General features: G+C 34.7%; 12 protein-coding genes. 5 read left to right on the top strand and 7 right to left on the bottom strand.

The features are described 5' to 3' along the window. Nucleotides 1-4 precede the first annotated feature (4 nt). The 6 genes from CIT01_02215 to CIT01_02190 all read right to left on the bottom strand — a co-directional run bounded on the left by CIT01_02215 (nt 5) and on the right by CIT01_02190 (nt 5,445). The gene (locus tag CIT01_02215) at nt 5-958 is read right to left on the bottom strand and encodes an oxidoreductase (GenBank protein AXV37100.1); all 954 of its coding nucleotides are present in this window, start codon (nt 956-958) and stop codon (nt 5-7) included. Further along, complete coding sequence (locus CIT01_02210) at nt 955-1,827, bottom strand: hydroxymethylbilane synthase (protein AXV37099.1); 873 nt, start codon at nt 1,825-1,827, stop codon at nt 955-957. Before CIT01_02210 ends, CIT01_02215 begins: the two co-directional genes overlap by 4 nt. A gap of 114 nt (nt 1,828-1,941) precedes the next feature. Continuing rightward, on the bottom strand, nt 1,942-3,276 hold the full coding sequence (locus CIT01_02205) for a hypothetical protein (GenBank protein ID AXV37098.1): 1,335 nt from the start codon (nt 3,274-3,276) through the stop codon (nt 1,942-1,944). 48 nt (nt 3,277-3,324) lie between these two features. After that, nucleotides 3,325-4,164, bottom strand: a complete 840-nt coding sequence (locus CIT01_02200; GenBank protein AXV37097.1) for an NAD(+) kinase — start codon at nt 4,162-4,164, stop codon at nt 3,325-3,327. Continuing rightward, on the bottom strand, nt 4,164-4,997 hold the full coding sequence (locus tag CIT01_02195) for an inositol monophosphatase (GenBank protein ID AXV37096.1): 834 nt from the start codon (nt 4,995-4,997) through the stop codon (nt 4,164-4,166). Before CIT01_02195 ends, CIT01_02200 begins: the two co-directional genes overlap by 1 nt. Before the next feature lie 4 nt (nt 4,998-5,001). Then, complete coding sequence (locus tag CIT01_02190; protein ID AXV37095.1) at nt 5,002-5,445, bottom strand: arginine decarboxylase, pyruvoyl-dependent; 444 nt, start codon at nt 5,443-5,445, stop codon at nt 5,002-5,004. Between the two features lie 314 nt (nt 5,446-5,759). On the opposite strand from CIT01_02190, the gene CIT01_02185 reads away from it, so the two are divergent. From CIT01_02185 to CIT01_02170, 4 genes are all read left to right on the top strand, one after another. Continuing rightward, a complete protein-coding gene (locus CIT01_02185) occupies nt 5,760-6,149 on the top strand; it encodes a translation initiation factor IF-5A (GenBank protein AXV37094.1) in 390 nt (129 codons plus the stop codon). A gap of 91 nt (nt 6,150-6,240) precedes the next feature. Beyond that, nucleotides 6,241-7,131: an agmatinase gene (gene speB / locus CIT01_02180; GenBank protein AXV37093.1), complete on the top strand. Its 891-nt coding sequence runs from the start codon at nt 6,241-6,243 to the stop codon at nt 7,129-7,131. Nucleotides 7,132-7,381: 250 nt separating this feature from the next. Continuing rightward, nucleotides 7,382-9,058: a hypothetical protein gene (locus CIT01_02175; GenBank protein ID AXV37092.1), complete on the top strand. Its 1,677-nt coding sequence runs from the start codon at nt 7,382-7,384 to the stop codon at nt 9,056-9,058. 152 nt (nt 9,059-9,210) lie between these two features. Then, nucleotides 9,211-10,440 (top strand): TIGR00300 family protein, encoded by a 1,230-nt coding sequence (locus CIT01_02170; protein ID AXV37091.1) that lies wholly within the window; start codon nt 9,211-9,213, stop codon nt 10,438-10,440. A gap of 28 nt (nt 10,441-10,468) precedes the next feature. Here CIT01_02170 and CIT01_02165 read toward each other — a convergent pair whose 3' ends face one another. Then, nucleotides 10,469-10,780 carry a hypothetical protein gene (locus tag CIT01_02165; protein AXV37090.1) on the bottom strand — a complete coding sequence of 104 codons (312 nt, stop codon included), beginning with the start codon at nt 10,778-10,780 and terminating at the stop codon, nt 10,469-10,471. A 63-nt stretch (nt 10,781-10,843) separates the two neighbouring features. Between CIT01_02165 and ade the strand changes: the two genes are divergently transcribed. Then, nucleotides 10,844-12,451 carry an adenine deaminase gene (gene ade, locus CIT01_02160; GenBank protein ID AXV37089.1) on the top strand — a complete coding sequence of 536 codons (1,608 nt, stop codon included), beginning with the start codon at nt 10,844-10,846 and terminating at the stop codon, nt 12,449-12,451. Nucleotides 12,452-12,488: the final 37 nt, after the last annotated feature.

Below are 12,488 nucleotides of genomic sequence, written 5' to 3'. Positions count from 1 at the left end.
ATATTTAATAGTCATTAACTTTAACAGGTATTTCTTTCCGGGCAGATTCCATAGCCGCAAGAACCCCTTTCAAAGCATAAATACCGTCTTCACCAGTTATGGCTGGTGTTTCATCATTGATTATTGAACTTAAAAAGGAACTGAGTTCTTCTTTTAATGGTTCCTTCTGAGCAACCCCAATTTTTTGAGTAAATTTCCCATAAACATCAACTGTTTGATCAATGTAGTCCAGAGATATAATACCGTCAACACCGGTTATTTCCAGTTCTCTTTTTTTGTACGGTGTAAGCCAGTTTACTTCAAGCATGCCTATGATTCCACTTTCAAATTTAGTCATAATCTCTGCATGATCTTCATATTCACATGTTTCAAGAATACTTCCCATGTTGGCATAGATCTCTTTTATGGGGTCATCTAAAAGATAATACATCACATCAAGATCATGAATGGCCAAATCTACTGTTACTCCCACATCTTTAATTCTCGGAGGAAATGGCCCGACCCTCTTTGCTGAGGTTGAAACAACATTACCTATGGATCCATCCTGTATAAGAGCCTTAGCTTCATCTACAACTGGATTAAATCGTTCTACATGCCCTGTTGCTAACTTTAAATCGCTTTTTTTAGCAGCTTTCACCATTTCTCTTGCTTCGGTTAGGGTAAAAGCTATGGGTTTTTCCACTAAAACATGTTTTTCATGTTCTATAGCGTCCATTACAACCTGGTGGTGATGTGTTGTTGGTACACATACACTTACTGCCTCTATTTCAGGTATTTCAAGCACATCTTTATAATCTTTATAACTGGCGGTATTGTATGTAGCAGCTACTTCATCAGCTTTATCTTTCATCAGATCTGACACCGCTAAAAGGTTTGCATTCTCTATTCTTGAGTATACTCTAGCATGATTGAGACCCATGGCTCCAACACCAATGACACCCACATTAACTTCCTTCAATCGTAATCCTCCTTCATAATCTTGGCAGCATCAACGCCAATTTTTTCAGCATCCTTAATAGAACTATCTAATTTCACCTGTGATAAAATTTCTCCTTTTTGAGAAAGTAATATACTGTAAAGATTTAATTTATTTTGTTTTATTCTTGCAATAACCCCAAGAGGCCACTGGCATCCGACTCCTAACTCTCCAAGCACAGTTTTCTCAGCCAAAACTTCTTGGGAAGAATTATAATGATTCAATCTGTTTAATACTTCTTTTTTTTCACTATCTGCCCTTGTTATTACAGCTAAGGCGCCCTGACCAGCGGCAGGAGTGATATATTCAAGAGAAAATTTTTCTTTTACGTGTTTGGATAAGCCCAACCGGTTTAAACCAGCTTCAGCCATTATGGTTGCATCGCATTCGCCCTTATAAACTTTTTTTATTCTAGTTTCTACATTTCCTCTTAAAGGTTTTAATTTAAATTTCTTTCCATGATGGTTACAGAATGCTTCTCTTCTTAAACTGCTGCTTCCTAAAGTGAAACCATTTGACAGTTCTTCCCATTCATAGTTAGATATCAAAACATCATGGGGTGATTCTCTAGGTGGAACTGCAACTATCTCCAGGTCAGGGTCTAATTCTGTTGGAACATCCTTTAAACTGTGTACTGCAAAATCCACCTCTTCATTTAGCACATATCTATCAAGTTCCTTGGTAAAAAGACCTTTAGCATCAATATTATACAACTGTGAATCAGTTATTTTATCGCCAGTCGTTTTAACAATTTTAATTTCTATATCTTCTTGAGTAATTTTTGATAATTCATTGACTACATAATTTGTTTGTACTTGTGCTAATTTGCTTCCTCTTGTCCCAACCTTCAATGCACCATCTCCAATAAAAACAATAAGATACTGTATTAAACAATAATTTTTCTTTTATAATAATAGATAATTTTCTATTTAGAAAGATTCATTAGTTCTCTTTTATAAAATTTGTTATCTCATATTAATATCAGCAAAATTTGATCTGTAAATCAGAAGTATGGTCTTAGATCCGCTTGCCATAGCAGATTCAAGGGCATCATCAATATTCCTGTGATATTCTGCATTTCTATTTATTTTAGATTTTATACTCCTACCTAAGTCATCGGTTAGGATCAATTTTATATTTTTAGGGGTGTTATCTAGGAAATCTGCCGCCATTTCTTCATTGATTTCTTCACAGGTAATTCCATATCTGCCCCCCAAAATTACTGCACAATCTTTGTAAGGGGAGATCATTTCAAATGATTTTTCAACAGCTTTAACATTTATCCCCGGATTTATTTCTTCAATAATTGTAATTTTGCCTATCTTTTTTATAGATGTACGTCCCTTTATTCCTCTATAATTCTTTAAACCTCTTTGAATGGTTTTGATTGGCACTTCTAAAATTAATGAAGCACACACAGCCGAGAGAACATTGTTGAGATGATGTTCTGCCGGGGCAAAGGTTGAAACATCAAATTCAGTATTTAAAAGCCTGCCGTTTATGGTTTTTAAGTTATTAATTACTGCCTTAAAGTGGGTATTATCCAATCCAAAATTAACATTAGAAGCCCCCACATCTACTTTGGTTAGATCATCTTTGTAGCCGAATGTAATGGTTTTTTGGCTAAAACGGGAATATTTTGACTTAAATGCATCATAATCACAGGCCACCATTTTACTATTAAATATCTGGGATTTGGCCATGCTAGCTGTTTTAGTTCCACTGGCTATAGAATAATCTTCAGCCAAATTGGTTAAAATTCCTACATCAGCCAGACCAGTTCCACCGAGAGATGTTTCCAGTATAAAGATACCTATTTCGAAATTTTCAGCCAGTTTACAGGCTTTGATGATGTTGGCAGGAGTTATGCTTATATTATTTACTAATAAATGGGTTTTATCATCAATCAGAGCTTCAATACCTAAACTACTTAAAACCAGTGGATTTTGTTCCTTAAATATCTCTTTTAACATCCACACAACACTGGTTTTGCCCTTAACTCCAGTAACTTCAATAACCGGGACCTTGATCCGAGTGGATAATAAAAGTTTAACGGCTTCATGATGAGTTATCTGATTTTTTTCTTCTACAGTAGAATGTACTGGAGCCACAACAAGTAAATCTTCTTCGTCAGGGATTTTATCAACAAAAATTAGTCCTTTTTTAGTTAATACATTAATATCTTCTTTTTTTAAAGTTTTATAAATATCATAAGCATAAACTTTATCTAAATCTTTTTTTAAGAATTCTAAGGCAATTTTTATTCCGCCGTGGGTCATGTCAACTACTAAGACTTTCATCTGGATAACTCCTCCACATAAAATAGAATAAAATTAGAAAAAAACTTTTCAGGGGCTTATTCCGCCTTCTGTTAATTTTTCTCTAACTCTCCTATAAAATCCTTTGGTTAAACGAACAAAAAAAGCATAATTATCCGATTTTTTGAATATTACTTCGTCCATATAATTAATTTCTTCTTCAAATTGACCATCTATAACTGCCATGGCCTTTTTACCTTTTCTAAGCAGTTTTACCTTAATCTCACTCTGATTGGAAACAACAAAAGGCCTTGCACCCAATTTAAATGGACATATAGGTACTATAATAAATGCGTTAACGCGTGGATCTACTATAGGACCCCCTGCAGACATTGCATAAGCAGTCGACCCGCTCGGCGTTGCAATTATAATTCCATCAGCCCTTAATTCTTCTACAATTTCATCATCAACACATATTTCTATATGTAACATCTTAGCAGGTTTTCGGGTCAAAATAACCACTTCATTAAGTGCAGATGGTAATTCATGGTAGTGACATACTCTCAGTTGCATTCTTTTTTCAATGAAATAGTTACCAGCTAAAACTTCTTCTATTGCACTAAATGCATTTTCAGGTTCAATTTCTGTTAAAAAACCCACAGTACCCATGTTAATACCAAATATAGGAATTCGTTTACCATTGATAAAATTTTGAGTTCTCAGAAGGGTTCCATCACCACCAACAGCTATGATCATGTCTACATCCATTTTCTCCAAGTCACAACTTAATTCCTGATATTTATCTAGTTTAGAAAAAAGAGAAGAATCTATAGTAATATTGATCTTTTTTTCTAAAAGGAATTCAACTATTTCATCTGCTAATTTAATTGCGTCCTCTGTATCAAGGCGTGCAACAATACCAATATCCATTATATGCCCCCCATCACATCTAATATATCCCTATGAAGTTTTTTGTTACCTGCAGCTAAGATAGATGTTTTATCTTTCACAGTTAGTTTGCCATTAATAATTTCATTATTTAAATCTGTAACAATTCCACCAGCTTCTTCAACGATTAATTTACCAGCCGCAATATCTACTATTCTTAAGTTATCCCTCAAGTCGATAAATGCATCGTAAGTCTTGTCTGCTACGTAAGATAGTTCTATGGCAACTGAACCCATTATCCTCATCCTTCTTAGTCTTTTACAGAGATAATCTAATTTTTTCACATTGGTACCATAAATAAAAGCACCGACCAGAGAGTTATTCAGTTTATCGATAGTGGAAGGAACGGCATTTTTACCATTAATAAATGATCCCTGACCTTTAACTGCTTCATAAAGATCTCCTGTTGCTAAATTTTTAACATAACCCATATTAACATTGTTAATTGTAGGATACTCTTTACTTTTAGTCTTGGCTACTGCAATGGAAATACCGTAAGCAGGCATATTTTTTACTGCATTGGTGGTTCCATCGAGAGGATCTACTACGAAATAAACTTCAGAAGGTTCATTTTCAATCTTTAACTTACCAATCTCTTCACTTATAAGTGTAACAGGCAGTTCAAGATCTTTTAATACTTTAATAACTTCAGTTTCAGCTTTAATATCAATAAGTTTGGTAGGAGTACCGTCAGCTCCCATCATTACTACTTTACCTGCCTTTTTCTTACCGACATAGGGGGATACAGCTTTTTCGACTTGGTTAATTATTTTTTTGGAAACATCCATCCAGAATTGTGTATCATCTTTTTTCATAATTTTACTCCAAATAAACCACTGCAGCTACAGCAGAACCCCAATTTTTAACGGTATGGTTAGTTTCTTCTACTATGATCTCATTAATCTGCAGAGATCGTACATCCATCATATATTTAACCATATCCACAGCTTCTTCTCTTATCTTAATTGGATCTGCATTTATTCCAGAATTTTCTACCACACAACCAAAATCATCTGATTTTGCTACAGCAATAACTGCAGTTATATGGTCACCTTTTTTATCGGAGGTTACATGGGATAAAACACAGTTTACCATAGATCCTGGTGTTAATTTTGGAAGTTTTACTATTTTTGTTCCCTGGGGGATAATGCTGGAAACTTTAATTAAATTTACATCGCCGATTCCTGCGTCTAAAAGTGCATTGTCGAATGCATTGAGTTTGGTTGGTCCTTCTGATTTTCCTGTTGTTATAGATATATTCATGGTAGTACCCTAAAATTTTGTTTGTAAAGTGAATTTCATGTGGTATCTATATATAATTCCTTATTTATACAATGAATTTTATAATTATAATGAAATTAAAGTAACGGTCAATTAATATCAAAATTTATATTATTGATTAAATTAACTATTAGATTACTGCAATCTAGTTGATTTACAATTTATTCAGATTTTATAATGTCTGTTTAATTCATATTTTGAGATAAACGCATTTCATAGGTTTGAATATAATAATTTAGATTTATATTAAAAATAAGAATCTAATTACATTTAAAATAATTATCGGAGGAAGAATTATGTCAAAAAAAGTGGTAGAAGTTAAGACTTTAAAAGTAGGTAAATATGTCATATTAGATGGTGAAGCATCAAAAATAACCAGTATCCAGACCTCATCACCAGGAAAACACGGATCAGCCAAGGCCAGAGTTGAAGCTGTGGGAATATTTGACAATCAAAAGAGGAGTATTGTAAAACCAGTGGATACAAAAATTGATATACCCATAATTGATAAAAGAGTTGGTCAGGTTTTAGCATTAATGGGGAGTGATGTTCAATTAATGGATCTGGAAACTTATGAAACCTTTGAATTGCCTATCCCTGACGAACTAAGTGATAAGTTAATTGAAGGGGCAGAAGTCGATTATATTATGGCACTGGGTAATAAAAAATTAATGAGAATAAAATAATATAGATAATTGATATTGTTATTCTTGATTAAAATGAGTATAAGTATTATGAGAGAATCATTACTTCTTTATACTTATAAAGGGAAATTTTATGCTTTTTTATACTCATAATAACTCTAAATTTGCCTTTTCATTGGATGAAAATGAATTTCAAGATTCTAATTTAAAGGCAGAATATTATGATAAAGATTGCTGTGGTATTTTAGGAGTGCCCTTTGATAGTTCCAGCACCTACAAAACTGGTTCAAGATATGGACCAGCATTAATACGTCAAGCCTCCTATAATTTTGAAAGATACAATCTTACTCTTGATAAAACTTTAGAAATTCCCGTACATGACTTGGGCGATGTGGAGATAATTCCTGGAAATTTTAAAAGAACCTGCCAAAAAGTTGAATCAACAGTTAAAGATCTTATCCATCAAAAAATTACCCCAATTCTTTTAGGCGGCGAACACAGCATTACATATCCTGCTTTAAAGGCTATGGGTGTGGAAGATGTAACGGTTATTCATTTTGATGCTCATATGGACATGGCAGATAAATATATGGGCGAAAAATATTCACATGCAACCGTAATGAAAAGGATTTATGATTTAAATCCAAAAAATATTATTCAAATAGGAGTCAGGTCATGCTCTTCTCCTGAGAAACTGTTTGCTGATGAGAACAATATAAAATACTACACTTCGCAGGATGTTTACAATAACTTCAGTACAATAACTGAAACAATAGATGAAATAAATGGAAAAATCTATATATCTGTAGATATAGATGTTCTAGATCCTTCATTTGCACCATCCACCGGAAATCCAACGCCTTGTGGTTTAAATCCATTCCAAATGGAGAAATTAATATCTGCCCTGGCCCAAAAAGAGGTAATGGGCATGGATCTGGTAGAAGTAGCTTCCAATCAACTTGGAGATATAACTGCTATAAATGCTGCAAAGATTATTTACGATTTTCTTTGTGTCAAGAGTTAATCTCAAAATACATTTTTTTTATTTAATATTGATTATATTGATTTTAAACAGTTAATTTAGTGCATAATCAAAATTTATAATATATAATAAGTATTCTAATTTTAACATAATTTTTTATTTTTATTATTCAATTAACAAAAAAGATTTTCAGCTTTATCTTTATAATACTATTAGATAAAATAGCTGATTAAGACTAACTATTATACTATATAAATCATATTTTCTGGAAGAAGTTTAAAGAGGAAACAATATGGGGAAAAAAGAATTATTGGAAGAAATAGATGAGATAACCAAGGACAATATAGCTAGAGCTTGGTGGATGGAAGATTTCAAGGCAGAAAATATTCCAGAAGAAGTTTTAGAACATATCATTAATTATAAAAATAGTTCTAAGGCATTTGGAGAGAGAATGCACTCTCGTCTTCAGGATCTTATAGACAATCCAGATTCTTACACCCCCAGTTACAAGAAGCGTTATCAAAACCTGATCAAACACTGTTCATCCCTTACAGCCCTGCAGGCTTATGCCTTAAATCATTTATTGGGTATGGATAGCAGTCGAAAATATCAAAATGTGCCTGAAGAGGCAAATCTTCAGTTTCCTCAGGATTTTACACCGCAATTAGGTTATCAGGTGGGATGGCACTTTTTTGTTGGAAACTGCACATCTGATGAAGGAAAAGATTATGGCATATTAGTTTCGTTTTATCGTTACTCCTTGCTACCACCTCCTATTGCCAGAAACTTCGGATTAACCGACATGGAAAACCAGATATGCGAACTTCAGTTAGCCGTGGCTGAAGCTGGAGGAGAACACATTCAAGCCAAACCATTCGCTGTATCAGGTACAACTGGTGTGCTGAAGACAAAAAACCAGCCGTTTGAGTATTCGATAGGAAAAAACAGGATCAAATCCCAAAATAAAGATGAATTATTTCCTCTCGGTGTACAGGCATGGGGTGTTAACCAGGGAGGGGAAAAATCAGTAGAAATAGAGGTGGATCTACAACTATCCTCCAACAAAGAATTGCTCCTACAGGGAAATAAAGGATGTTTGCCGTGTTGTTGTTCCATTGGAACACTCTACTATTCAGCCACTAATCTGAGTCTAGAACCCGGAAGTATCCTTAAGATTGATGGTAAAGAAATTCAGCTCTGTGAAGGTAAATTCTGGCATGACCATCAGTGGGGTAATGCATTGGAACCACTTGGAAATCCTCGTTGCGAGGTAATGAGGGCAGCTAATAACCTTACAAAGCCATCTCGCTCCAGAGGATGGGATTGGTTTATGGCCCAGTTTGAAGGTGATAGAGAGATCACCATGTATGCACCCCATACTGATACAAATTTGAAATTTTATCATCAGACCGGAGTTCAACCTCCAAATACAATGGATGTGGCAGTAGCGGGACAATTCATAGATAAAGACCATACTATAATAGATGTAAAAGGTAGATTAATGGTTGACGAGTGGGTTAAAAGTAAAAAATCATCAGATCCCCACCAGTACTTTATTACCAATACCTGGTACCCTAACAAATGGGAGTTTCAGTTTGAAGATATGGTCCCCGAAGATATTCGAAACTTCGTCATGACACCCATAGTTGAGGGAGGACAAACCGGTTACAATGCTAGCGGGGCACAATATTCAGAAGGAGGAGTGTATATTAAGAATCCGAATGGAGATTTAATAGGTAAAGGTTTCGCAGAGTCTGTTTACTATGCTGATTCCCTTCCCAACATGCTTAATTTAGCCGGAATCTCAGACACCCCCGAGATGAGAGAACTGGTAGAAAAACCTTTACCATCTGCATATCTGAAGTTAAAAAGTTTTTTATATCTTGCTTGGCCATCTAACCAGAAAAAACTTAAAAAAATTCTTAAAAAATGTGTTGAACAGGGACTACCTACAGTCATGATTGGTTAGGGGTTTACACGAGTAAAAATCAGGAAAATAATTATAATATTCTTTTTAACTTTTTTTTGACGAAGGCTAATACTTTTATAAACATTGTATACATAATACATTAAATAAGATTTAATTTTACTAACATTTAATTAATGATGTGAGGATTTGCCATGAATACGAGAGAAGTGGAACTTTCAGGACATATAATCGATTCTCTAATGCTTCCCAAGACATTGGATATTATAATGGATATGGGAGGAGATTTTAAAATTCTTGAATTTCAGGTAGGTAAACAAAAAACCGATACCAGTTATGCCAGAATTATGGTTGAAGGAAAAGATCCCACTCATTTAAACGAGATTCTCGACGAATTAAGCGAAATTGGAGCCACCATAGCTGAAATTAGAGAAGTAAAACTTCAAAAATCTGAAAAAGATAAAGTACTTCCTACAGATTTTTATTCCACAACAAATCACCCAACTTCTATACGCTACAATCAGGAATGGATTCCAGTTGAAAATATAGAGATGGATTGTATGATAGTTTTAGATTCAGAGGCTAAAAGAGCATACTGCAAACCGATGGGTCGCATAAAAAAGGGTGATCTTGTAGTTGTTGGACGTGAAGGTATAAAAGTAGAACCTCCTGAAAGGCCTAGAGGAAAACAGGGAGTTTTTGAATTCATGGGAAGTGATGTATCCTCAGAAAAACCAGTAACAACCATCATTAAAAAGATAGCTAAAGAAATTAAGGAGATTAAAGCTAGAGGTGGTAAGATAGGAATTGTAGGAGGTCCTGCAATTGTTCACACTGGATCTGCACCCGTATTGTCACAGATGATAAGGGAAGGATACATTGACGTGTTATTTGCTGGAAATGCCCTAGCTACCCATGATATTGAAAATGCAATTCACGGGACATCACTGGGAATGTGTGTTAAAACCGGAGAAGCAGTGGCCCGAGGGCACAGACACCACATATATGCTATAAATGAAATTAACCGGGCAGGTTCCATAAAAAAGGCCGTAGAAAAAGGAATTCTTAAAAAAGGGATAATGTACGAGTGTGTGAAAAATAATGTTCCGTTTGTGCTCGCTGGTTCTATAAGAGATGATGGCCCACTACCTGATGTCATAACTGACGTAATAAACGCACAAGATGCCATGAGGACCTATGTACAGGACGTTGATATGGTGATAATGATTGCTACCATGCTCCACTCCATAGCAACAGGTAATATCCTCCCTTCACAGGTAAAAAGTATTTGTGTGGATATAAATCCTGCTACAGTAACTAAACTTGCGGACAGGGGAAGTGCTCAAGTTGTAAGTATTGTTACTGATGTAGGAGCGTTTTTACCCATTCTTCTAGAGGAACTCCACAAGGATGATTCTAAGTAGAAATTTAAATCAAAAAATATTTTTTTTTTTATTTGGTTATGGTTACTCTGGATCTAAAATAATAAACAGCTAAAAAGACTAAAAACAAAACAATAAGATCTATAACGCTGTGTAATATATTGGGAATGATTATACCCACATTATCGAGTGAATTCAATATTAATAATATTGCAATTGCTGATAAAAATGTTAATATACTTTTTTTAACATAATCATATCTTAAAAAAAGGTCTGCTTGCATTTGTTCTTTTTGGAATGTTAAGAATATCCAGAAAACAAAAGCTATGCTGGCTAAAACAACCAAAAATACTATTATCCTAAGAATATATTGAAATTCCATTTTCACACCTATTATTTATTTATTAGTCAGTTTATATAATTGTTTAGTAATGGAGGGACTTGAATGATAAAAGGAAATATTTTAAATGTTTTCACAGAGGAAATATATCCGGCTGAAATCACAATGGAAAATGGTATAATCAAATGCGTAAAACCAGTTAAAGAAGATTTAAAAGGTTGCATCGTACCAGGTTTTATAGACGCCCATATCCACATTGAAAGTTCAATGATCACACCTTCAAGGTTTGCAGAAGTCGTAGTGCCCCATGGTACTACAGGAGTGGTTGCTGATCCCCACGAAATAGCTAATGTAATGGGAATTGGGGGAATAAAATACATGATAAACGATTCATCATCAGTACCACTCAAAGTATTCTTCACTGCACCATCATGCGTCCCGGCAACACCGTTTGAAACTTCTGGTTCTGTTTTAAGTTCAGTTGAAATTGATAAACTACTAAAAAATGATGAAATAGTGGCATTAGGGGAGATGATGAATTTTCCCGGTGTAATAGGGGAAGACCCAGAAGTATTAAAGAAGATTGAAACCGCTAAAAAACATAGAAAACCAGTTGATGGTCATGCGCCACTTTTAACTGGATCGGACTTATGTAAGTATATTGCAGCAGGAATATCCACTGATCATGAATGTACCAATCCTCGAGAGGCACGGGAGAAAAGACAGAAAGGTATGAAAATAATGCTAAGGGAAGGATCATCTGCCAAAAATTTAGCCGACCTCCTATCCGTAGGCGGAGATTTTATTGTTTCTGATGACAAGCACCCTGAAGATCTACTCCAGGGACATATAGACGTCATGTTACGAAAAGCGATAAAATTAGGCCTGGATCCAGTGAAAGCTATTAAAATGGTAACTTTAAACCCGGCTCAACATTACAGCTTAAATAATGGCGCTATACAGCCAGGTAAATCAGCTGACCTGGTGATTGTAGATGATATCGAAAAATTAAATGTAAAAAAAGTTTATATCGGAGGGGAACTGGTTTCAGAAAAAGGTAAAGTACTCTTTAATGTAAAACCGCTCACCGTCGAGAGCACCTTTATTCTTAATAAAAAAACAGGTAAGGATTTTGAAGTATCCTCTACTAATGACGCTGAGAAAGTAAGGGTAATTGATGTTATTGAAGGACAACTTTTAACTGAAGAATCTGAAGAAGTTCTACCAGTAGAAAATCACAATATTCAACCAAAAGTAGGTGAAGATATTCTAAAAATTGCAGTGGTTGAAAGGTATGGCCATAACCGAATTACTAACGCTTTTATACGTGGATTTGGACTAAAAAACGGAGCCATAGCTTCCAGTGTTGCTCATGATTCACACAACATTATTGTGGTTGGAAGTAATGGAAAAGACATGGCCCATGCAGTTAATTTAATTCTAGAGAACAAAGGCGGACTATCTGCAATTGATGAGACTAGCTGTTATTCATTAAAACTTCCAATAGCAGGACTTATGAGCGTCGAGAGTGCGGAAGAAGTCTCTTTGAAACTTAAAAATTTACACCAGGCGGCAAAGGCCATGGGTTCTAATCTGGAATCACCATTTATGACTCTGTCCTTTATGGCGCTGCTAGTAATTCCCAAACTTAAAATAAGTGATCAGGGCCTTTTTAATGGGGAGTCGTTCCAGTTTGTTGATTTGATAAAATAAATTAATTGAATACAAATGGAAGTTAAAACAATTAATA

It is taken from the genome of Methanobacterium sp. BRmetb2 (assembly GCA_003491285.1).
GTDB lineage: Archaea > Methanobacteriota > Methanobacteria > Methanobacteriales > Methanobacteriaceae > UBA117.
This window is presented reverse-complemented; position numbering and strand designations above follow the sequence as displayed.

Bases quoted from the DNA above. Each gene is read 5' to 3' on its own strand.
- CIT01_02205 (AXV37098.1), bottom strand. From the start codon at position 3,276: ATGAAAGTCTTAGTAGTTGACATGACCCACGGCGGAATAAAAATTGCC.
- CIT01_02195 (AXV37096.1), bottom strand. From the start codon at position 4,997: ATGAAAAAAGATGATACACAATTCTGGATGGATGTTTCCAAAAAAATA.
- CIT01_02190 (AXV37095.1), bottom strand. From the start codon at position 5,445: ATGAATATATCTATAACAACAGGAAAATCAGAAGGACCAACCAAACTC.
- CIT01_02200 (AXV37097.1), bottom strand. From the start codon at position 4,164: ATGGATATTGGTATTGTTGCACGCCTTGATACAGAGGACGCAATTAAA.
- CIT01_02185 (AXV37094.1), top strand. From the start codon at position 5,760: ATGTCAAAAAAAGTGGTAGAAGTTAAGACTTTAAAAGTAGGTAAATAT.
- speB (AXV37093.1), top strand. From the start codon at position 6,241: ATGCTTTTTTATACTCATAATAACTCTAAATTTGCCTTTTCATTGGAT.
- CIT01_02175 (AXV37092.1), top strand. From the start codon at position 7,382: ATGGGGAAAAAAGAATTATTGGAAGAAATAGATGAGATAACCAAGGAC.
- CIT01_02170 (AXV37091.1), top strand. From the start codon at position 9,211: ATGAATACGAGAGAAGTGGAACTTTCAGGACATATAATCGATTCTCTA.
- CIT01_02165 (AXV37090.1), bottom strand. From the start codon at position 10,780: ATGGAATTTCAATATATTCTTAGGATAATAGTATTTTTGGTTGTTTTA.
- ade (AXV37089.1), top strand. From the start codon at position 10,844: ATGATAAAAGGAAATATTTTAAATGTTTTCACAGAGGAAATATATCCG.